The 22,374-nt window shown below is 50.1% G+C and carries 20 protein-coding genes; 12 read left to right on the top strand and 8 right to left on the bottom strand.

Annotation, left to right across the window (positions count from 1 at the left end; genetic code table 11):
* Window positions 1-24: 24 nt before the first annotated feature.
* On the top strand, window positions 25-264 hold the full coding sequence (locus AK95_RS29640; protein WP_071223505.1) for an NHLP leader peptide family RiPP precursor: 240 nt from the start codon (window positions 25-27) through the stop codon (window positions 262-264).
* Between the two features lie 94 nt (window positions 265-358).
* Here the strand turns inward: AK95_RS29640 and AK95_RS29645 are convergent, their stop codons facing one another.
* The 3 genes from AK95_RS29645 to AK95_RS29655 all read right to left on the bottom strand — a co-directional run bounded on the left by AK95_RS29645 (window position 359) and on the right by AK95_RS29655 (window position 5,961).
* Window positions 359-2,248 (bottom strand): sensor histidine kinase, encoded by a 1,890-nt coding sequence (locus tag AK95_RS29645; protein ID WP_201259444.1) that lies wholly within the window; start codon window positions 2,246-2,248, stop codon window positions 359-361.
* A 149-nt stretch (window positions 2,249-2,397) separates the two neighbouring features.
* Window positions 2,398-4,314, bottom strand: coding sequence for a sensor histidine kinase (locus AK95_RS29650; protein WP_071223507.1), 1,917 nt, complete (start codon window positions 4,312-4,314; stop codon window positions 2,398-2,400).
* Window positions 4,315-4,509: 195 nt separating this feature from the next.
* A complete protein-coding gene (locus AK95_RS29655) occupies window positions 4,510-5,961 on the bottom strand; it encodes a SulP family inorganic anion transporter (protein ID WP_071223508.1) in 1,452 nt (483 codons plus the stop codon).
* A gap of 343 nt (window positions 5,962-6,304) precedes the next feature.
* Between AK95_RS29655 and AK95_RS29660 the strand changes: the two genes are divergently transcribed.
* From AK95_RS29660 to AK95_RS29670, 4 genes are all read left to right on the top strand, one after another.
* The gene (locus AK95_RS29660; protein ID WP_071223509.1) at window positions 6,305-7,003 is read left to right on the top strand and encodes a hypothetical protein; all 699 of its coding nucleotides are present in this window, start codon (window positions 6,305-6,307) and stop codon (window positions 7,001-7,003) included.
* Between the two features lie 278 nt (window positions 7,004-7,281).
* Window positions 7,282-7,458, top strand: coding sequence for a hypothetical protein (locus AK95_RS34655; protein ID WP_201259445.1), 177 nt, complete (start codon window positions 7,282-7,284; stop codon window positions 7,456-7,458).
* Between the two features lie 92 nt (window positions 7,459-7,550).
* The gene (locus AK95_RS29665; RefSeq protein ID WP_071223510.1) at window positions 7,551-7,943 is read left to right on the top strand and encodes a hypothetical protein; all 393 of its coding nucleotides are present in this window, start codon (window positions 7,551-7,553) and stop codon (window positions 7,941-7,943) included.
* A 249-nt stretch (window positions 7,944-8,192) separates the two neighbouring features.
* Window positions 8,193-8,915, top strand: coding sequence for a peptidylprolyl isomerase (locus tag AK95_RS29670; RefSeq protein WP_071223511.1), 723 nt, complete (start codon window positions 8,193-8,195; stop codon window positions 8,913-8,915).
* A 164-nt stretch (window positions 8,916-9,079) separates the two neighbouring features.
* On the opposite strand, the gene AK95_RS29675 is transcribed toward AK95_RS29670, so the two are convergent.
* Window positions 9,080-11,212 carry a class I SAM-dependent methyltransferase gene (locus tag AK95_RS29675; RefSeq protein ID WP_071223512.1) on the bottom strand — a complete coding sequence of 711 codons (2,133 nt, stop codon included), beginning with the start codon at window positions 11,210-11,212 and terminating at the stop codon, window positions 9,080-9,082.
* A 170-nt stretch (window positions 11,213-11,382) separates the two neighbouring features.
* Here AK95_RS29675 and AK95_RS29680 point away from each other — a divergent pair, with 170 nt between their 5' ends.
* The 3 genes from AK95_RS29680 to AK95_RS29690 all read left to right on the top strand — a co-directional run bounded on the left by AK95_RS29680 (window position 11,383) and on the right by AK95_RS29690 (window position 14,489).
* On the top strand, window positions 11,383-12,102 hold the full coding sequence (locus tag AK95_RS29680) for a 3-ketoacyl-ACP reductase (RefSeq protein ID WP_071223513.1): 720 nt from the start codon (window positions 11,383-11,385) through the stop codon (window positions 12,100-12,102).
* Between the two features lie 248 nt (window positions 12,103-12,350).
* On the top strand, window positions 12,351-13,274 hold the full coding sequence (locus AK95_RS29685) for an AEC family transporter (protein ID WP_071223514.1): 924 nt from the start codon (window positions 12,351-12,353) through the stop codon (window positions 13,272-13,274).
* A gap of 33 nt (window positions 13,275-13,307) precedes the next feature.
* The gene (locus tag AK95_RS29690) at window positions 13,308-14,489 is read left to right on the top strand and encodes a MalY/PatB family protein (RefSeq protein WP_071223515.1); all 1,182 of its coding nucleotides are present in this window, start codon (window positions 13,308-13,310) and stop codon (window positions 14,487-14,489) included.
* Window positions 14,490-14,607: 118 nt separating this feature from the next.
* Here AK95_RS29690 and AK95_RS29695 read toward each other — a convergent pair whose 3' ends face one another.
* Window positions 14,608-15,135 carry a hypothetical protein gene (locus AK95_RS29695; RefSeq protein WP_071223516.1) on the bottom strand — a complete coding sequence of 176 codons (528 nt, stop codon included), beginning with the start codon at window positions 15,133-15,135 and terminating at the stop codon, window positions 14,608-14,610.
* Between the two features lie 174 nt (window positions 15,136-15,309).
* On the opposite strand from AK95_RS29695, the gene AK95_RS29700 reads away from it, so the two are divergent.
* From AK95_RS29700 to AK95_RS29715, 4 genes are all read left to right on the top strand, one after another.
* On the top strand, window positions 15,310-15,903 hold the full coding sequence (locus AK95_RS29700) for a M15 family metallopeptidase (protein WP_071223517.1): 594 nt from the start codon (window positions 15,310-15,312) through the stop codon (window positions 15,901-15,903).
* Between the two features lie 450 nt (window positions 15,904-16,353).
* Entirely contained in the window at window positions 16,354-16,740 is a 387-nt protein-coding gene (locus tag AK95_RS29705; RefSeq protein ID WP_071223518.1) for a GntR family transcriptional regulator, read from the top strand.
* Window positions 16,730-17,608 carry an ATP-binding cassette domain-containing protein gene (locus tag AK95_RS29710; protein WP_071223519.1) on the top strand — a complete coding sequence of 293 codons (879 nt, stop codon included), beginning with the start codon at window positions 16,730-16,732 and terminating at the stop codon, window positions 17,606-17,608. The genes AK95_RS29705 and AK95_RS29710 overlap by 11 nt, the downstream gene beginning before the upstream one ends.
* The gene (locus tag AK95_RS29715; protein WP_071223520.1) at window positions 17,605-18,330 is read left to right on the top strand and encodes a Tat pathway signal protein; all 726 of its coding nucleotides are present in this window, start codon (window positions 17,605-17,607) and stop codon (window positions 18,328-18,330) included. Before AK95_RS29710 ends, AK95_RS29715 begins: the two co-directional genes overlap by 4 nt.
* 83 nt (window positions 18,331-18,413) lie before the next feature.
* Here the strand turns inward: AK95_RS29715 and mmsB are convergent, their stop codons facing one another.
* From mmsB to chvE, 3 genes are read right to left on the bottom strand one after another with little or no spacing between them, the layout of a single operon-like run.
* The gene (mmsB, locus tag AK95_RS29720) at window positions 18,414-19,580 is read right to left on the bottom strand and encodes a multiple monosaccharide ABC transporter permease (protein WP_071223521.1); all 1,167 of its coding nucleotides are present in this window, start codon (window positions 19,578-19,580) and stop codon (window positions 18,414-18,416) included.
* Between the two features lie 2 nt (window positions 19,581-19,582).
* Window positions 19,583-21,115: a multiple monosaccharide ABC transporter ATP-binding protein gene (mmsA, locus tag AK95_RS29725; protein ID WP_071223522.1), complete on the bottom strand. Its 1,533-nt coding sequence runs from the start codon at window positions 21,113-21,115 to the stop codon at window positions 19,583-19,585.
* A gap of 42 nt (window positions 21,116-21,157) precedes the next feature.
* Window positions 21,158-22,243 carry a multiple monosaccharide ABC transporter substrate-binding protein gene (chvE, locus tag AK95_RS29730; RefSeq protein ID WP_071223523.1) on the bottom strand — a complete coding sequence of 362 codons (1,086 nt, stop codon included), beginning with the start codon at window positions 22,241-22,243 and terminating at the stop codon, window positions 21,158-21,160.
* Window positions 22,244-22,374: the final 131 nt, after the last annotated feature.

The raw sequence follows: 22,374 nt of genomic DNA on the forward strand, positions 1-22,374 counted from the left end.
AATTTATTTGAAAGGGTGATTCTTATGACGACAGAAGCCATCTTTCAAACACAATTGATTCAAAAAGCTTGGGAGGATCCTAGCTTTAAGGCAAAATTGCTTAGCGATCCGAAATCCGCCATCAAGGAAGTTCTTGGGGTACGGATTCCCGACCACATCGAGATTCGAACGCTTGAAGAGAACCCTAACGAGCTGTATCTGGTCATTCCTCCGAATCCATCAGGCGTGATCAAGTCAGAAGCCAAAGCAAAAGCCATCTGGTAAAGACTACATAACAGCCTGGACATTTCATAAATAGATGTAATCGGCACAAAGAGTGGGGACGATCGCCGTCAAAGCGCTGCCGCAGCTTAGCGAATTATTCGCCAGCTGCGGGAAGCGTAATGACAGCATCCGTCCCCACTCCTTTTTTACTCGTAAAATAAATGTCTCCATTCATGGCTTCGATAATTCGGAAGGTCACCATCAGGCCAAGCCCCGTGCCCTTGGTTTTGTTGGAGAAATAAGGCTCCCCCAGCCGTGCCAACACATCCGGCTCCATCCCTTCGCCATTATCTACAACATGAATAAATACCTGGTCCTGCTGGCGATAGCAGCGGATATGAACCAATCCCTCTTCGCCCAGCGCCTCGATGCTATTCTTAACAATGTTGATAAAAGCCTGCTTAAATTTCGAGGAATTCCCCCGAATCGTAATATCCTCCGGAATATCAACGGTAATCCTGCCTCCTTGGAGGTGGGCAAGCGGACCAAGTATGCCTTCGATATGTTTAAACTCCTCCGCAACCCGAAGCACGGTGTCTTTGCCGAATTCCGGTTTGGCAAAGGTCAAGAAATCCGTAATAATGCCGGATGCACGGTCCAATTCCACCAGAGCCAAATCCAAATATTCGCGTTCCGCGGCTTGGGCTTTTCCGGTGAGAAGCTGCAGGAATCCCCGCGTAACTTGCAGCGGGTTACGAACCTCATGCGCAACCGATGCTGCAAGCTCACTGATGATCTCCATTTTCTCCGATCGCTGCAGTTCATTGTTGAACATCTCAAGCTCCTTGGAGTATTGAAGAATCCGTTCGTGGTTTTTGGCAAAATGCCGCCCCAGAATGACAATCAAGGCAATAATGAAGCTGACAATCCCCCATTTCCAGAGGAAGAGATTGTAGCTGCCACGGGTGAGGAAAAATTGCAGCAGCTCGCTTAAGCCCACAACTGCGAAGATTGCAAAGCCTGCATTAAAAATAACAGCGTCCTTATTACCCTTCACGGCATAATACATGGAGCTTCCGACAAGCAAAACAAATTGAACGATCATCACAATACCCATTACATGAACGGAGAAGAAATAATACAGATCGAACCATTGATTCGAACCCCATTGATTAACAATCAGAAACAGCCCGCAAAACAGCGAGTAAAATATCTGGAACTTGCGGAGTTTGCGCAGCAAGCCCTTCCAGCCGGGCCCAAAGATGGTTTCAAAAAAGAGACTGAACGAAGGAAGTAAGATAAATAATGAGATGTCATATAAGTGAGTGTAAATATTTCCATATTGATTAAAAATCGTATAAAGAAACGGGGAGTATGTAAACACCAGTATGCCTACAGATAAAATAATGCAAGAAAGGGATAATACAGCGACCAAATATTTTCTGTTCAAAAAAATAGCGCAGATCAACATCACCAATGCGATAAATATAAAGGCACTCCCAAGAATGATGTCCATTAAATTCGACTTGATAAACCGATTAAACATGTCCTGATACTCGCCGACGAGGATTTTCCCTTCAATCGTCACATGATCCCTAGCGGTCTCCAGCCAGATGTGAAGGTCCTTGCCGAGCATGTTCTGATTCAGAGGAAGCAAGATGTAATTAAGCTCATAATTGTACGTTCGGGTAGATTCGTAAATCTTCTCATGGTTCGCATAAACCGCAACCTGTTGTCCGTGGAGCTTATCAATCAAAATGCCAGGGGATGCGGATGCGATCTCGGGAATCTTCATATGAATCCACGCGGATGCCTTGGTATGCGGCTTAAAAGGCTTCGAATCACCGGCCGAAGTTTCCATCCAGTCATTGATATGAACGGGCACGCTCTCCGGTATCCCCCGGGACTCCGACCAGAGGATCCTCCACTCCTTAATCGCTGCACGAACTGCCGTTTCTTCGGTGGCAAAGACAAGCCTGGGGAGCCCCTGGCTTAAAGTAAATACGATGATCAGGAACACAGCGATTCTCCATCCAGACTTCATTGACGCACCTCAAACATTATAATGAGTGAAACTCTTACTGTGTTATTCGATGCAACAAAACCTTCCACCTTCTAATATTCGGAAAAATGATAAAATTTTCTATTATAGACGTAACAAAGAGAGACACCGTTATGGTATCTCTCTTCCATTTATACTTCCGATTCCTGCGTAGCAGATACAGCCGGAAAGCGGATAATGGCCTCGGTCCCGCTGCCCTTCTCACTAACAAAATGAATGGTGCCATGCATCGCTTCGATGATTCGAAAGGTAACCATCAACCCAAGCCCCGTCCCTTTGGACTTATTGGAGAAATAAGCCTCGCCAAGTCTCTCAAGATCCGCAGCATCCATTCCGATGCCGTCATCTTTGATGTGAATGACCACTTCTTCTCCCTTGGCATAGGCCCATAGACGAATAACCCCTTCTCCATCCAGTGCTTCGATACTGTTCTTGACGATATTAATCATCGCTTGTTTGAGTTTGGAAGAATTACCCGTCATGAATAATTCCTTTGCGTTATCCAGCTCGATCGAGCCCCCGCTAAGATTGGCAAGCGGCAGCAGGATGCCTTTTACATGCTTCAACTCTTCATACACATTCAGCTTGGTCTCGTTCTCCAATTCAGGCTTGGCAAATGTGAGGAAATCCGTGATGATTCCCGAAGCCCGGTCCAGCTCCTTCAGCGCCAGGCCAAAATACTCCTTCTCCGCCTGTTTGGTGTTCTGTGCCAGCAGCTGCATGAAGCCGCGTGTCACTTGCAGTGGATTACGAACCTCGTGTGCAACTGAGGCGGCCAGCTCGCTGATGATCTCCATCTTCTCCGATCGCTGAAGCTCATTATTAAACATCTCCAGTTTCCTGGAATACTGCAGCACTTGCTCATGGCTGCGGACGAATTTACGGCCCAGCATGACAATCAAGGAGACAATCAGTCCGATAATGCCCCACTTCCATAAAAAGAAATGATATTGCCCGTCATGGTAATAAAAAGCCAGCAGATCTCCGAGCGTCGCTAACGCCATCATCCCGAAGCCTACAGAAAAGATATAAGCGTCCTTGTTCCGCTTGGAAGCATACAGAATCGTAGTACCGACCAGCAGCAGCATCTGCAGGATAATCAGAATACCCAGGATCTTCACCGAAACCAAATAGTAGATCTCATAAAATGAATGATGGCTAACCACATGGGCAACTAGAAATATCAGGCATATGACGGAATAGGCTATTTGAAATCTTCGGCAGTAGCGAATGACTCGATAGGGCCCGGGGCCATACATATTCTCAAAATAGTAATACAGCGCCGGCAGCACGGCGAAGAGTGAAATATCAAACACCGAGACCCACACGCTGCCTTGGTCTCCATAGAAAGTGTATAGGAACGGTGAATACGTAATAAGCATAGCCCCGCTTGCCAGAATAACCACGCTAAGCGACAGCCAGCTGGATACCGTATGCTTCGGAAGGAACAAGCAGCAAAAGAACATGACCATCGCAATAAACAGAAACGAGCTGCCCAATATGAAATCTTCCAGGTCCTTCTTGATAAAGCTTCCACGCAAATGCTCATATTCGCCAAGTATAATATCGCCTTCGATGCCTAACGTCATATCCCTGACGCCGTTCGTCCATATATAAACGGTCTTGCCGGCATCATCCGGATGGACCGGAAGCAGAAGAGAATGATTCGAGTACATATAGTCTCGCTTGGCTTCATACACCTGTTCATTCTCCAAGAAAGCCACAACATCCTGTCCCTTGATGCGGTCAATCATGATGGCCGAATGTTTCCAAGGGAGAGCCGGTAAAGTAAAACGATTCCATGCTGAATACACCCCATCTGACTCGGGGGGTCCCTTCTTGTCTGGTATTCCCGCCAACCAGCTTCTTCCCTGCAGGTTGACCGGCGAAACAACCTCCTGTTGTTCGTTATCCCACATAAACTGCCAATCGGATATCACGATTTGAGAACTCTTTGCGTCCGATTTTCCCGGTGATATGGTCGATATAATCAGCAGCAGCGGTACCACCAGCAGAAGCAGGAATATGGATTTGGGCATATCCTTCATCTAGTCAGCACCTCTAACCGTCTATAGTCAATAAAAGTCCGCATCTTCTCTGTGCAGCTAATTCGACAAACTTCGTGTTCATTTACAATCAATATAACATGAAACGTCTGTTCCGTTTGTAAATTTTTTATTACATACAGGCAAATGAAAAGGGATCGCCCTTAACCCTAAGGTTAAAAGCAATCCCTTACACCTCTAGTGTGTGGAGCTTGAAGCAAGGCCGACTTTATCAACCATCCGCTGACTTTCGTCGTTCAACCCTACGAGCCTGATGTCTTTACCCGCTTCCTTGTACTTATTCAATACCTTGGAAATAGCATTGGTAGCTGACTGATCCCATACATGGGATTTGGAAAAATCAATCACGACCTGCTCAGGGTCCTCATTTACGTCAAACAGGTTTACAAAATACATCATCGTTCCGAAAAATAACTGTCCCCGGATTTCGTATACCTTCGTACCGTTTGGCTGCACATGCGGTACGGCATGGATTTTTGCCATTTTCCAGCCGAAATTCAGCGCGCTTAATATAATTCCGATCATGACCCCGATGGCCAGGTTATGCGTGGCCACCACGATGATTACCGTTGCCAGCATGACTATGGCATCACCTAGTGGTACACGATGAAGTGTGCGAAGCGATCCCCATTCAAATGTACCGATGGAAACCATAAACATGACCCCGACAAGCGCTGCCATCGGAATTTGTTTCACGACATCACCGAGCACAATGATGAGAAACAGCAGGAACACACCGGACACCAGCGTTGATAACCGGGTGCGACCGCCTGATTTGACATTAATCACTGTCTGTCCGATCATGGCGCAACCGGCCATGCCGCCGAAGAAACCAGTGATCACGTTGGAAACACCCTGCCCGCGGATTTCACGGTTCTTGTCGCTGCCGGTCTCCGTCATCTCATCCACGAGTGACGCCGTCAGCAGCGATTCCGTCATCCCGACGACAGCAAGAGCCAAAGATATAGGCAATATTGTCATGATCATATCCAAACTGATGGTTACATTCGGGATGTGGAAGAACGGAAGAGCCTGCGTAATGTTGCCCATGTCGCCCACCGTTTGCACAGGAGCTTTGAACCACACCGCGATGATGGTCATCACAATGATGGCAACTAGCGCCGAAGGAACTGCTTTGGTAATCAGCGGCAGCAAGTAGATGATAAGCAGCGTTCCGATGACCATCAAGTACATGGGCCACGACTCGCCCTTGAAATTCGGAAGCTGGGCCAGAAATATGATGATGGCCAGCGAGTTCACGAATCCGGTGATGACCGGCTGGGGAACAAATGTAATAAACCGCCCGAATTTGAGCGCCCCCATCAACAATTGCAAAATACCTGTAAGAATGGTTGCCGCATACAAATACTCGATCCCGTGCATCGCCACGAGCGGCCCCATTAATGACGCCATGGCCCCTGTTGCTGCGGAGATCATGCCGGGACGGCCCCCAAAGAATGAAATACTGACTGCTATCACAAAAGAGGCATAGAGTCCAACCATGGGATCGACGCCAGCCATGATGGAGAATGCGATCGCTTCCGGTATGAGAGCGAACGCTACCGTCAATCCTGACAAAATATCCCTGCGCGAGTTGCCAAAGAAGCCTTGTTTAATCCATTGAAACAAAGTCCTGATCACTTCCTGTTCTATTATAGTGGTTTGACAATCCACTCTCAGGATTGTCCTGGTCCGATAATCACTTTTTCGATTATAACGGGATCATTTCAAAATTTCATTATTCAATTTAAGGAACCTATCCCACGATATCATTCATTTTCTCCCGTTTGTCTTGAATTACGTCCATTTTTCCAATTTAAAAAATATTCATAATACGACAAATGACAGGGAAAGATAAAACTTGTTTGGTTTATCATAACCTGAAAAGATCCAAGATTCATTCTTGATTCAGCGGGTAAAGTCGAAGTATAGAAACCTATTGGATTTGAACACTTGGAAGGAGATGGACCCTATGCGAGACGAAAATAACCGCAATACGCTGGCAGATTTGACATATTTGGAATTCGAGGCCAAACGGAGAGTCGAGGATACGGACATGATTCCACAAGATGATCTGAGAGACGTCAACACCTACACGGAGCAAAGTTTAAGCAGCGAAGACGCGGACCACATTGCCTACGATCAGAATGAAGCTGCGCCTGCGGATGCGAAACCAGAAGAACGTCTGAACCCGGATCACAGCGCCATCGATGCATGGGAAGCGACCGGTGCCGATCCCGATCAGCGGACCATTGCCGACGAGAGAAGCTTTTCCTCCTCGGGACTGGCCGAAGCAGACCGGATCGAACGGGATCGACCAGTCGATGAAACTTACATTCGCGATGTCGCAGATGATGTAACGGATCGGGAATGGCGAGCCGCCGAAGATGAGCCCCCTTCTCGCCCCGGAGACGAAATTATCGGCCAATACTCCGGCGATACGGAGCGGCGGCTTGCAGCTGACGCTTCATTAACCGGCAGCGGTACTGCGTTTTTAAATCAGGACATTTTTACGAATTACCCGTCCGAAGAAGATGAATACCAGCCGCTGGAGGATGTACCGGATGCGGACGCCATAGCGGCTAACAGCCCGGTGGACCCAGCCGCCCCGCCAACGGAGCAGATGCACGGAACCGATCTACTAAACGGCAGCCATGGTGAGGACGACTAAACCGGCAAGACCCGCCTCCCTAATAGGAAGGCGGGTCTTATACTTGTATGGGTTCGATCCTCTATTTTCCGAATATGATATCCAGCCAGCCGAGAAATGACATCCACAGCAGGATGCCGATCAAGGTTCCCCATATGAGTGCTGTTAATATGTTTCCCTTTCTTTCCATGCCTATGCCTCCCATACAACATCTTTATAGTAAAACAGTATGGGTCGAGCTATCAGTTCTTATACTAGCCAACCATTTCAAAGACTAGATTTAATAGGAGGAACAGCCGATGAAGAAGCATCCTGACGAGAACCCGCGTTTAGTGACCGAACGCGACATTGATGAGGATTTTGGCCTGTTTGTCGAGGATTCATATCCGGACAGTATCCCGATACCCGACAGCATCAAACACGAGAAGCCGGATGGCAGTGAAACGAGCAACCGCGGAAACTCTTCATCTTCCTGATCCTTCACACCGGAAATGTAACCTCTACGTTCACCCAATTCATACCTTCCAACATACACTACACCATACGACCCTGGAAGGATGATGCTGATATGAAAGGATTGCCGATCCATCCCTGCGGACATAAAATCACGCTGCAGCAGCGGCTGGCCTCTTTAACCGGTCATCTGGTAGAAGTCAACGCACCGAACACCGGTTTGGAACCCGGACGTTTGCAGCGGGTATTCCCGAAAAATTTCATCAAGGTACAGGGCGAGCTCTTTGTGCCGTCCAGTCTCAACTCGGTTCGGGTATTTGATGTCAAGCCGCCGGGCAAAACGGTGCTGGTAGGCGTGCGGACCACCTTCTCTACCCGTGGTGCCTTTAACCGAATCCGTCTGGTCAGAATCGGAGCCGATTTTATTGAATTGCTCGCCAAGGATAAGAACCGTTCCCGGATTCTGCTCCCATTAAACAAAGTGGAAGGCATATTCCCGGTGAAGTAGAGACAGTTAAACGCTTTCCTTTTCCTCAGGCTTCCAGACTTGCGACAAGTCCGGAGGCTTATTTTTTTGATTATGGAGTGCAAGGCAGGACCGACTTTGGCTTCTGTGACATTACGTTACGTCGAAACGTTTTCCTATAGATTATGTATACTCACCTTTTTCGATTTTCAGTACTTGTCCAACCTGTGATAAAATATGATACAGATTAATTACTTAAGGCTTGAGAAGGAATAACAGGAGGAATCAATGATGTTGAAACGCAGAACACGCTGGATGCCCGCCCTATTCGTCATCCTGGCGCTGCTGCTCGTGATGACGGCATGCGGTCAGAATGACAAGGGAGCCGAAAGCGGCGCAGGCGGCGGAACGGGCTCGACGACCGGGGCAACAGCACCCGAAGCGGAAGCCCCGAAGGAAACCGAGGTTAAGCAGAACGTGCCGGACCCGAACGCCAGCCACCCTATCGTTACCATTGAGATGGAGAAAGGCAAAACGATAAGGCTTGAGCTTTATCCGGAGGTTGCGCCGAACACGGTGAACAATTTCATCTCCCTGGTGGAACAAGGATTCTACGATGGGACAGGCTTTCACCGCGTCATCCCCGGCTTCATGATTCAGGGAGGCGACCCTGACGGTAACGGAACGGGGGGACCCGGCTATGCTATTCCCGGCGAGTTTACGTCCAACGGCTTTCAGAATGACCTGAAGCATACGACAGGCGTATTATCGATGGCCCGGGCGCAGGATCCAAACTCCGCCGGATCGCAATTCTTCATTATGGTTGCGGATGCACCTTCGCTGGATGCTCAGTACGCATCCTTCGGAAAGGTGATCGAAGGAATGGAAACCGCAGAGGAGATCGTGGGCTTGGAGCGGGATCAGATGGACAAACCGCTTGAGGTTCCCGTCATGAAGAAAGTGACGGTTGATACGCTCGGCAAGGATTATCCGGATCCCGAGAAGCAGGAATAGCATCTCTTCGGACTAGCATTGCCTCGCAAGTTCATGGCATTGGCACACATCCCGGATCACTTGTGAATACAGGCATACCGGCAGGTTTAACGATACAACAACAAGACCCGTACGCTGAATTGAGCGTGCGGGTCTCTTTTTTAAGTTACAGCCTGTTGTCTCTTCTAGGAATGGGCCGGCTTCTCGATGACGTACAAGCAAGTGCTGTCAGGCAGCTTCACCGGCTTCCCATCTTCATCCATGAATTCGATTCGATCAGCCAATGCCTCGGCATATCCTTCCTGCAGATAATGCTGCTCCACGCGGATGATCGCCTCAGGACCTAGCGTCCTGCGTATACATTCCGCATACTGCGTAGGCGTAAAGTAGCCAAACTGCTCTTGCACTTCATGAACGTAAGCTTCAGCCCCCCAAGTATAGGTGTACAGGAACTCCATTGCATCGTTCACGGGAATGCGCACTTCCGCCTCGGCCAGCTGCTCGTATGATATGACCCGCCCTTTGAAATCCGAGGCATATCGGATCAGCCATTCTATACCGTCAGCCTCAAGGAAGCGAATCCTTCTCCATGCATCCTCGGGCTCGGTCATAATCCCGTCACGGATGATGATGCGCCCCCCTGGAGCAAGCACGCCATAGGCACTGAGCAAGGCTGCCTCCACGGTCGCCGTATTGAAGCGTGAACCGTCCGTCTCCATGTACGAATACAACTCATGTAAGATTGAAGAGAAGATAACCGTATCCACACTCCCCGGCTCCACGTAATCCCTGAGGTTCAGCGCGTCCCCTTTCATCACTTCCCATGCTTTGTGCTCCAAACGTTTACGTTTCTCCAGCGCTTCAATCACGTTCGAGGAGATGTCGATCCCGACCGGACGCGCTTGCGGCAACCGTTCCTCGATCAGGTCAAGCAGCACGCCGCCTCCGGGCCCGATATCCAGCACCGCCGTTCCCGTAATATAATCCAGAATCACTTTTTTATAATCTCCCGTGCTGTTCATATCGCTCAAATAACTCTCTTCGTTATGAAATCTGTCGTAGGCGTCGCGGCGCAGGCCGAACAGGTCGAACAGGAGCAGGACCGCTTTCTCATAGAGGGGCGATTTCTCCGCTTCGATGCAAAATTCAATTAATTTCTCCGCTGCTTGCGAGAATTCGAAGGTAAAAAATACCGTATCCGGCAGCTCCGGCTTCCGTTCAATCCGGTGGCTCAGATGCGGGTTGGCCATCACCGACCCATGAAGGCAAGACGCCCAATCCGTTTGGCGCAAATATTGTTCAATCATTCTCTTCTTATATACGTTCAGCTTCTTGACGCCTTTGTAATCGTAATACATATCGTTCATCAGCGGCTCAAAGCTTAAGTGGTTCACCGATTCCGGAAGCAGCCGATCCCCTTGCCCCTCCGCAAGCGGCTGATCCGGGTCCCGCTTCTCCGAATGGAGAGCAAGCAGAAGAACTTTCACGAATTCTTCCAACGAGAAATCCTGCAGGGCGGCTTCCACGTACCAGAGCGTCATATCCTGAAATCCATGCAGAACAGCTGACAGATCACACTGCTCACGAATCCCATGAAGCTGCTTATCGAAGTCTTCTCCGCGGGCAATCGAAACGGATCGAAGACGGCGCAGCCGTTCCTCGTAAGTCCACCGATCCGGTACGGTCCCTTCGGCAAGATTCCGAATAAGCTGAGTTATTTCTTCCTGAACGGAATGCCAGAGCTCCTCCGATACGCCGCCGATGATGCAGTGATTCAAGGGGATTAGCAGCCGGATCAACTCATCCGCGGTCAGCCGTCCTTCCTCCGTAAGCTTATGCAGCGGCAGATTCTCCTCAAAAGCGACTTCCCCGCGAATGTGTTGCCCAAGCAGTCCATGGGTAAGTATGAGTGTGTGGACCATCTCCTCATGCGGAGACATGGTTCCGTTGCCGTCCCGGATATGTCTCTCGTATAGCTGGGCAGACCCGATATTATGAAGGAACAAGTTAATACCCGACTGCTGCCAGCGAAGTCGATCCCGCATCGTTCCGCCCTTGGCCGTTTCCGCCCACACCAGTACTTCTTCCAGCAGTTCTTTGATCCAATAGGAAACAGGCAGCGAATCCAGTATCTTCAATGTACGTTCTACATAATCGAGCACGGGGTTGGCATGGGCCAATTGGCCAATGGACGCAATCCGTTCCAGATTCACGATTCGTTCTTCGGCTGATACCAGTTTCATTAACCAAGGATACCTCTTGGCAGCCGCTTCATCCCCCTGCCGAAAAGCGGTTATGATATCCAGCGCGTGCAGCATAGATTGTTCCTCCACTTCCTGAAATAATAATGAACGCGTTACGTTTTTTCGCTGCTACGATTATAACAAATTCCTGTCGATGGAATGCAAGCATTTGGTAGTAGCCGATGCTACAGGGTATACTGGTCAACGAAACCATATTTTTTATTGATGTGAAGGAGTGAGTGTACATGAGCCTGAAAAATAAAACAGCCCTCATCACGGGTGCAGGTAAAGGGATTGGACGTGCTCTGGCGATTGCTCTTGCCAAGGAAGGCGTGCACGTTGGGCTTGTCGCCCGTACGGCAGCTGATCTGGAGCCGCTGAGCGCCCTGGTTGCTGAACAATATGGTGTCAGAGCCGTTGCTGCAGTTGCCGACGTTTCCGTGCAGAGTGAGGCCGAGGCTGCGTTTGCAGCGGTAAACATGGAGCTCGGCTCGGTAGACATTCTGATTAACAATGCGGGCATTGCCCAGTTCGGCAATCTGCTGGAAATGGAACCTGAAGCCTGGAAACGTATCGTTGACGTAAATCTGATGGGGACTTACTACATGACGCGCGCAGCGCTGCCCGGCATGATCGAGCACAACAAGGGCGATATCATCAACATCTCTTCTACGGCCGGAGAGCGCGGATTCGCCACGGGCTCTGCCTATAACGCTTCTAAATTTGCCGTTATGGGACTGACCGAAGCTGTGCTCCAGGAGGTCCGCAAACACAACATTCGTGTGACCGCACTGACCCCAAGCACCGTGAACACGGATCTTGCCGTCAATGCCGGCCTGAAGATCGGGGACGAGGACCGGATGATGCAGCCAGAAGACGTAGCTGAGCTTGTGCTCGCTGCACTGAAGCTCCCGCAGCGCGTTTTTGTCAAAACCGCCGGGATTTGGACAACCAACCCGCAATAATGGCGCGTCGACAGACGCACCTATTGCTACAGCCATTCAAGGGTGTTCCCTGGTCATCGGCCAAGGGAGCACCCTTTTTTGCATACAGCCTGGATATAAAGCGACCGTAACGCGGCCAGCAACAATTGTTCTTTTTTCCATACGGAATCAAGTGTCAACAATCCGTTGTCATGATATAATGACATGGCGTCATACGACAGCCAGATATTTATCTTAAGCTACACTCATGGAAAGAAGATGACAACAGCATGATCGCTGACATTTTACTCGAAGTGGTACTTCCCATTTTTGTCCTGATAGGCTTTGGCATCATTATGCAATATGCCTTCAAACTCGATTTGTACACACTCGCCAAGATCAACTTTTACTACATTACGCCTGCAGCGGTTTTTATGAGTATGTACGAATCCAAAATGTCACCGCAGCTCCTGGGCATGGTGGCCTTATTCTATGCGCTCTATATCGGCGTGCTCTACGTGATCAGCATGCTGGTTGCCAAGCAGCGCAAATTCAATCGGGGGATGAGAGCTGCTTTTACCAACAGCCTTCTGCTCGATAATTCGGGAAACTACGGCCTTCCGATCAATGATCTGGCCTTCAAGGGAGATCCGATGGCCGGCTCGGTACAAGCGCTCATCATGTCTTTTCAGAGCCTCCTTACGTTCACGTACGGAGTTATTTCCATTCAGGGAGCCAAGACGGAAGGATTATACAAACAGGCCATCATCGGATTTCTGAAAATGCCCGTTCCTTATGCCCTCGTCATCGGAATCGTGCTGCATGCCCTGGCGTTGCCGCTCCCGGTCTTTATCTCGCAGCCGTTGATGTATGCGGACCAATCCATGGTCGCGATCGCCCTGCTGACACTTGGCGCACAGATCATTAAATATCCGCTCCGCCTGCGCCGGCTCGATGTTTACCTCAGCGTTCTGCTGCGTCTGCTGGTCGCGCCAGCCATCGGCATTCTGATCGTGCTGCTGCTCGGCTTAAAGGGTATCCCGGCTCAAGCCCTCATCATTGCTTCAGGCATGCCGGTTGGCGTAAATTCATCGATCTTGGCGGAAGAATATCAGAATGAGCCTGATTTTGCTGCACAAACTGTCCTTATATCGACCATACTAAACGTAATTACAATTACCGGCTTAATTACATTAGCCAAATTTGTAGCTTAACGCTAACTCATCTCTGCTAGGAGGAATTTACATATGAATTTTGATCTTGCAATAGACCGAACCTGTACCGACTGCCAGAAGTGGGACAATGTTCCCACCATCTTCGGCGTGCCGGATGCGCTTCCGATGTGGGTGGCTGACATGGACTTTGCCGCGCCTCCCGCCGTTGTAAAGGCGCTCCATCAACGGGTGGAGCATGGCGTATTCGGATATACGTTCCCTTCCGACTCTTACCGTGAAGCGATATGCGACTGGATGGAGAAACGCCACAGCTGGAGTATTCAGCAGGAGTGGATTCAATTCTGTCCGGGTGTCGTTCCGGCACTCAGCCTGATCGTGGATGCGTTCACCGAGCCGGGCGATCAAGTCGTCATCCAGACGCCGGTCTATCCGCCATTCTATAGCGTCGTTCAGGACCATGGCCGTGAGCTGGTGCATAATCCGCTGCTTCGAAGCGAGGACGGCGATTACTCGATGGATTTCGAAGACTTGGAGAAGAGCTTTTCTACAGGCAAAGTCAAAATGCTCATTCTGTGCAGTCCGCACAACCCGGTGGGCCGGGTGTGGAGCAGAACAGAATTAGAGCGACTGGCTTCTCTCTGCCAGCAATGCGATGTGCTTGTCGTATCCGATGAAATCCATGCGGATCTGGTGTTTGAATCCGGCGCGCATACGCCATTCGCTGCTCTGTCCGAGGATGCCGCCGAGCGTTCCATCATCTGCACCGCGCCAAGCAAGACGTTTAATATCGCCGGTCTGAACACGGCGAACATCATCATTTCGAATGCGCAGCTGCGCAGCAAGTTCCGCAAAATACTGAACCGTTACGCCATTGGCTCCATTACACCGATGGGCGCCGCCGCCACCGAGGCCGCTTACCGTGAGGGCGGACCATGGCTGGATGAACTCCTGGTTTATATCCGCGGGAACATGGAGCTGGTTGCGAATTACGCACAGGAGCATCTGCCCGAGCTGAAGGTGGTTATACCGGAGGCTACTTACCTGCTGTGGATTGATTTCCGTGGAATGGGCATGTCCCACGAGGACTTAAATCGCTTCCTGGTGCAAGAGGCAAAGCTTGGATTAAACAGCGGGGCGGCCTTCGGGAAGGAAGGCGAAGGTTTTATGCGCATAAACCTGGCCTGCACGCGTGCCACCGTTCAGGAGGCGTTGACTCGTCTGCATAAAGCTGTCGAGGAATGGCGGAAAGCCTAAGGACATAAACTCAATCACAAAAGGAGCCGCGCTATACGCACAGCTCCTTTTTATTGCTTGCAAAATTTCGAACCCTGCCTAAACCTGTTATCCTGTTTCGCCCTCCGATCGAGCAGTCTCACATCAAACTTCCGTTGTCGTCGGTACCGGAAGTCAGCCCCTCAATCGTTACGGCTCCATTCAGACTGTCGCCGGCCACCTGTCCCCGCTCCATCTGATAACCTGCGTCCAGCATTGTGCCGTCCAGCTGATGAAGCTGCTGGCTGACTTGGTCCATCTGCTGGAACAGCTGACGATGTCGATAAGCTTCGGCGTACTCGCTCTGCTGCGTTGTCTCGTCCATTTGCTCGAATGCCGTTTTGTTCTCGCCCAGCACCTGGCGGTACTGCTCCGCTATAGCTGTTCGGATATCCTGCACTGCGTTCATCATCCCATGCAAGACCATTCGGCAATTCACCAGTTCCTGCCGGACGGCAGAAGAAGTTTCAGGCGTAACCCCAGCTTGAGCGCTTTGAAGCTCGGCTTGGAACTGGCTGAGCTGACTTGCGATCATCCCGACTTCGTTCATTCCCCCGTTTTGCGCTGCAGTGGTCAATTGACCCGACAACTGGTTGAGTCTCATCGACATATTTTGAATATGATTCATTGCAATTCCCCCTTTTCCGGATAGCGTCCATGTTTATGGATAGGATGCGATAAACCATGGATTGCTATTCATGTCGATATCTGGTCAGGGGGTCCCGTCTGTTGGAATACGGGACGGGATGCCGATATAATAGAGTAAGCCATCATATGAAAGTAGGTAGATTATAGAGTCCTCATGATCAAACGCAAAAAAACGACACTTTTCCTAATTGCTGCCTTATTACTCGCCATATTTTATATGCAGCTGCAAACCTCCATACCGGGATTCATCAACGATCTCGAGTTTGATTTTAACAGTAAAGAAACACCTGAAGTCACCCAGCTCCACCCGTATGTATTACAGCAAAAGAATGAGCTTGTCCGTCTCACGAAGAAAAAAGGGATCACGATCATCATAACGGACGGTTACCGCAGCCATGAAGAGCAGACCCGCATCTACAATCAGGGCCGCAGCACCGAGGGCGACATCGTGACGAATGCCAAGGCCGGAGAATCCCTCCACAACTATGGACTTGCGATTGATTTTGCGCTAAGACTAAAGGATGGAAGCGTCATCTGGGATATGGAATATGACGGGAACGGAAACGGCAAGGCTGACTGGATGGAAGTTGTGGAAATTGCCAAAGATTTAGGCTTCCAGTGGGGCGGCGATTGGGCCAACTTCCCGGATTATCCGCATCTGCAGATCGATTTTGGACTGACGATCCGTGATTTGAAACGGGGAAAACTCCCTCCCATGGACGCTTCCGAGTATTCGGAAACAAAGTGAAATGATATTGCTATTTGAAGAACTCGATAGGTAAGGTATCTCCAGATAAGCGCAGCTAGATCCCATATATAGAATATAAACGGACACCATCGACGTTATTTAAGAATTTATGCCGTATTTTCAGAATATAACGGACACGAAAGTCGCTATTCTAATAAAATATAGATTATTTCCGCTTTTAAGCGTATATAAGAGCTCCCCTGTCCGTTATGAAGAAAATAGTGACTATTTTAACGAAATAACGTATGCTGAGTCCGTAAGAATTACTACACGTCAAGGTCGACCAGATCCTTCTGGTCGGCCTTTTTTGACGTTGTTCTCTGCAAAGGCGCCTCGATGGATGTTTGATATCCAACCAAATGCTTGACATTCGATTCACCTTTTGGTTATATAGTCATATATATGAGTATATAACCTTAACAGGACATGAAGGCAAGGCGGTGATTCTTATTGAGCGGTACCGTACACCCAGATAATAAGCCCCTGTTCATCCAGATCAAGGAGAAGATCGAGGACCAGATCGTGAATGATCTACTGCTTGAAGGTGAACAGGTTCCTTCCACGACGCAGCTATCCCAATTTTACAAAATCAATCACATCACGGTATTAAAAGGCATCAACCTCCTGGTTGATTCCGGACTCATCTATAAAAAGCGAGGTGTCGGCATGTTTGTTGCAGAGGGGGCCAAGGAAATGCTGCTCCAGACCCGAAAGAGTGCATTTGCGGAACATTATGTGGTGCCTATGGTACAGGAAGCAGACAAACTCGGCTTATCCACGGATGAGCTTTTTCAAATCATAACCCAGTTAAAAGGAAGTGACGTCCATGAATCTTGATATTCAGTTTGATCGCCTATCGGTGATATATGGTGACCTCGAAGCCGTTCGCAATGTTTCGTTTCATCTCCCTGCCGGCAAAGTTTATGGTCTCTTGGGGCGGAACGGAGCAGGCAAAACCTCGCTTCTGTCTGTTCTTGCTTCATTTCGTGAACCCTCATCGGGATCGGTTACGATTGGCGGCGAGCAGCCCTTCGAAAATGCCAAAATCATGAGGGAAGTCTCCTTCATCTACGATGTCGACTATAAAGACGAGACCGACAAGGTCAAGGCTGCGATTGAATCCGTTGCCAGGTACCGGCCCCATTTTGATACGGCTTATGCCCTGGAGCTTGCCCGCAAATTCAATTTGCCCCTGGATAAACAGCTGAAGCAGCTCTCCAAAGGCATGCAGTCCGCTTTTAACGTATGCATCGGCCTTGCCAGCCGCTCGCCGGTGACCATATTGGATGAGGTTTATCTCGGCATGGATGCGCCGTCACGCGAAATTTTTTACCGGGAGCTGCTGGAAGACCAGGAGCGCCATCCCCGTACATTCATTCTCTCCACCCACCTGGTTTCGGAGATGGATTATCTGTTCGAAGAAGTCATTATCATTCACAAAGGCCAGTTCGTACTGCAAGACGATTATGAAAGCCTCACATCCCGAGGCGTTTCCGTTACGGGCCCGGCGGCAAAGGTAGATGAATTCATCCAGGGTATGAAGGTCCTCAACGTGCAGCAGCTCGGTTCTACCAAAGCCGTCATGGTCTATGGAGAATTAAGCGAGGAAGCTCAGCTGGCCGCACATCGGGCGGGGCTTGAGATCGGGCCGATCTCGCTCCAGGACTTGTTTATCCATCTGACGGGGGAGGAATATTCCGCATGAAAAAAACGTCATCTGCCGTAACCAGAGTATCAAGCGACATGTTTATTCATCAAGGCAGCTGGGCCTTGGGATTTCTAGTTATTGTACTGTTGATCAATATTGGAGTCGGGATCGGTACCAGCATGGGTATCAATGTTCGCGCAGGAATCGCAGAGGAGGACTTCTTCTCTATCACTTACCGCTCAACCAAAGGATTTATGCTCGTCATCGGCATCATTTCTGCCTACGGCTTTCTGAGCTATTATGTAAGAAACGGGATTACGCGCAGGGATTTCTTTAAAGGAGCCGCATTGGCGGCCGTCTATCTATCATTGGCCTTTCCAGTCGTGGTGGGTCTGGTCAATTGGATCATCGGGATGGTTACCTCCCATGATGCCAACAGCACCTTGATGCAGAAGTTCGATAACAACTGGCTGCTGATACTTGTCTCCTATGGCGTCCAAATTTTTATCTACTATCTGATGGGATGGATGATTGGATCCGGATTTTACCGGTTCGGCTGGATTTGCGGCTTGGGGTGGATCGCCTTAGCCCTCGTGTTGATCGCCTTCATGGATGCATTGTGGCAATTCGAGCTGGCTTCCATATGGGAACAGTGGCTGCCGGTCACGACTGACTTTTCCTTTACGCTGCCGGTCTCTCTTGCAGGCTCCCTGATCGTCATCCTGATTGCACTTATTCTGATTCGGCTGATCACGCGAAGAGTTACGATCAAAATGTAACATGTACGCCAAAATGGCTGATTCACGGGTAGCAGCATATCTACTCCGGAGTCAGCCATTTATCATTCTTTACAGTGCTTGAATTAAGCAGCGCTGCTCTTCTTTTTATTATAAATATCGAAGGCTACCGCCGCGAGAAGAACCAGACCCTTGATGCCTTGCTGCCAGTCGATGCCAAGACCTACCAGCGACATTCCGTTATTGAGCACGCCCATGACAAGACCGCCGATGATGGCGCCAAAGACCGTACCGATCCCGCCGGTAGCCGATGCGCCGCCGATGAAGCTCGCCGCGATGGCATCCAGCTCAAAGTTCGTGCCGGCTCTTGGCGTCGCCGCGTTCAAGCGGGCGGCAAAGATCAACCCGGAGATCGCTGCCATTACGCCCATATTAACGAATACCCAGAACGTGACCTTCTTGGTTTTCACGCCGGACAGCGCCGCCGCCTTCTCGTTGCCGCCGAGCGCATAAATATGACGGCCCATCACGGTTTTGTTCATCACGAAGGAATAGATGATGATCAGCACCAACAGCAGAATCAGAATGTTCGGGAGGCCGGCATAACTGGCCAGCATGAACGTAAAGGCATTGATCACCGCTGCGATTAGGATAAGCTTCAAGAGGAACAAGCCGTTTGGCAGAACTTCGAAGTTGTATTTTTTATGCGATTTTCGCTCGCGAAGCTCATTGATCAGGAAGATAACCGTAAAGACGATCCCCGCCAGAATGGCGATCAGATTGGTGCCGGTATTGCCGAAATCCGGGATAAAGCCGGAGCTCAGCTTCTGGAAGCCTCCCGGAAACGGCGCAATGGATTGGCCCTCCAGCACGATCATGGTTAGACCGCGGAACAAGAGCATGCCCGCCAGAGTTACGATAAAGGCCGGTATTTTCACATAAGCCACCCAGAATCCCTGCCAAGCTCCGATCAGACCGCCGACGATCAAGGATACGATGACGGCAATGACGGGATGCAGCTGCATATCGACCATCATGATCGCTGCAACCGCACCGACAAACGCGGCTACCGAACCGACCGACAAATCAATATGACCCGTAATAATGACAAGCACCATGCCGATGGCTAATACGAGGATGTAGCTGTTCTGGAGAATCAGGTTCGTGATGTTGATCGGCTCCAGCAGAAGTCCGCCCGTAATGATCTGGAAAAATATCATAATGACAACAAGGGCGATAATCATCCCGTATTGGCGGATGTTGTTTTTGAACATTTTTTTGAGTGTCTCCATGTTTAAGCCCCTCCATTCTTGGTCATGTATCTCATCAAGGTTTCCTGCGAAGCCTGCTCTCTGCTAACTTCTCCGGTCAGCCGTCCCGCGCTCATGACATAAATCCGGTCGCAGATCCCTATAATCTCCGGCAGCTCCGAGGAAATGACAAGCACGCCCTTGCCCTCATCCGCCAGCTGGTTAATGATCGCGTAAATCTCGTATTTGGCCCCAACGTCAATCCCCCGCGTCGGCTCATCCAGGATCAGAATGTCCGGCTCAGCATAAATCCATTTACTCAAGACAACCTTCTGCTGGTTCCCCCCGCTGAGGTTTCCCGTCTTCTGGAGAATGTTCGGCGTTTTGATTTTCAGCTTCTTCCGCATATCCTCCGCCACGAGGATTTCTTCCCTTTCATCAATGACCATGTTCTTTGCCAGCTTGGACAGTCCGGTCAGCGAGATGTTGCGTTTGATATCGTCCATGAGGATCAGCCCGTATTCCTTGCGGTCCTCGGTAACGTAAGCAAAACCGTTTTCTATCGCCTCGGTAATAGATTGATTCCGGATTTCCTTCCCGTCTTTGCGCAATGTTCCTGTAATATTCCTGCCGTATGCCTTACCGAAAACACTCATCGCAAGCTCGGTCCGGCCGGAACCCATCAGCCCGGCAATGCCCACGATTTCCCCCCGGCGGATATTCATATTAACCTTATCAATTACTTTGCGGCTTGCTTGCTGCTCGTGGTAAACCGTCCAATCCTTGATCTCCAGAATGACTTCCCCGATCTTGGGTGTCCGCTCCGGGTAACGGTTCGTCAAATCCCGGCCGACCATGCCGCGGATGATCCGGTCCTCGTTCACCTCGCCGCCTCTCATATCGAGCGTTTCGATGGTCTGACCATCGCGCAGAATCGTAATGGAATCCGATACCTTTGACACCTCGTTCAATTTATGGGAGATCAGGATGCAGGAGATTCCCTGCTTCTTGAATTCCAGCATCAGCTCAAGCAGGTTCTCGCTGTCGTCCTCGTTGAGCGCCGCCGTCGGTTCGTCCAGAATAAGCAGCTTCACCTTCTTCGATAAGGCCTTCGCGATTTCGACGAGCTGCTGCTTGCCGACGCCAATGCTGCCGACCTGCGTGTTCGGGTTTTCGCTGAGTCCCACCTTATCCAGCAGCTCTTTAGCTCCGATCATCGTCTCGTTCCAGTTCATGATGCCCTTCTCGGCGCGCTCGTTCCCCAAGTAAATGTTCTCGGCAATCGACAGATACGGGATCAACGCAAGCTCCTGATGGATGATGACGATGCCCAGGTCTTCACTTTGCTTAATATTTTTGAATTGGCAGACGCTGCCTTTGAACAAAATATCTCCCTCATACGAGCCGTGTGGATACACCCCGCTCAGCACTTTCATCAGCGTGGATTTGCCCGCTCCGTTCTCCCCGCACAGGGAGTGGATTTCGCCTTCGCGAACTTTCAGATTCACGTTATCCAGCGCCTTCACCCCGGGAAACGCTTTCGTAATATTCCGCATTTCAAGAATATACTCTGACATCTGGCTTCACCTTCCTATCGTTTCGTGTTCGCTGCCTAAAGACTATTTCAATCCGATTTCTTCCTTGGAATAATAGCCGGTCTCCACAACCTCTTTCTCCACGTTGGAAGCATCAACGGATACGGGAGGGAGCAGATAGGCTGGCACGACCTTGACGCCGTTATCGTACGATTCGGTATCGTTGACCTCGGCCTCTTCTCCCTTCAGCACGCTCTCCGCCATCTTAACCGCTTGTTCGGCGAGCTGGCGTGTGTCTTTGAACACCGTCTGTGTTTGCTCTCCAGCCACGATCGATTTAATGGAAGCTAGCTCGGCATCCTGACCCGTGATGATCGGCAGCGGCTTGGCCGCCGTCCCGTAGCCTACGCCCTTGAGTGAAGAGATGATGCCAATGCTGATCCCGTCGTAGGGCGACAGCACCGCATCCAAATTTTCGCTCGAATAGTTGGCACTGATCAGGTTATCCATCCGCGACTGGGCCAAAGCCCCATCCCAGCGCAGGGTCGCAATCTGGGCCATCGTGGTCTGCTTGCTCCGAACCACAAGCTTGCCTGAATCCATGTAAGGCTTCAGCACGGACATCGCGCCGTCATAGAAGAAGTAAGCATTATTATCGTCCGGCGATCCGCCGAACAGCTCGATATTGTACGGACCCTTCCCTTCCTTCAGGCCAAGCTTCTCTTCAATATAAGATGCTTGCTGAACACCGACCTGGAAATTGTCGAAGGTGGCATAATAACTTAAATGCTCGGTATTTCGAATTAACCGGTCATAAGCGATAACCTTAATTCCCTGATCATGAGCCTTCTTGATCACGTCTGTCAGCGTATTGCCGTCAATGGAAGCAATGACGATAACGTCGACCCCCTTTGTAATCATGTTCTCGATTTGGGAAATCTGGTTTTCAATCACGTCCTCGGCGAATTGAAGATCGGTTTTATATCCCTTTTCCTGAAAAAGCCGCTCCATGTTCTTTCCGTCAGCCACCCAGCGTTCGGATGATTTCGTTGGCATCGCAAGGCCGACGTATCCCTTCTCAGCATCGCCGGTTTGGCTTTCGGCGAGGTTGCAGGCCGTCAGGGCCAAGAGCAGCACCGCGATCAGCAATCCTGGCAATCCTCTCTTCATCGGTAGTTCCCCTTTCCGAAAAATGGAATCGAGAGCGCTTACAACCGAAGGTTCGAAAAGCCTCTCTGTACTAAAAAGGATACATCCCATCAGGTGGAGGGGTCTTTCCACGAAAACAACCTTTTTTATAA

Source organism: Paenibacillus sp. LC231 (assembly GCF_001860525.1).
GTDB lineage: Bacteria > Bacillota > Bacilli > Paenibacillales > Paenibacillaceae > Paenibacillus_AQ.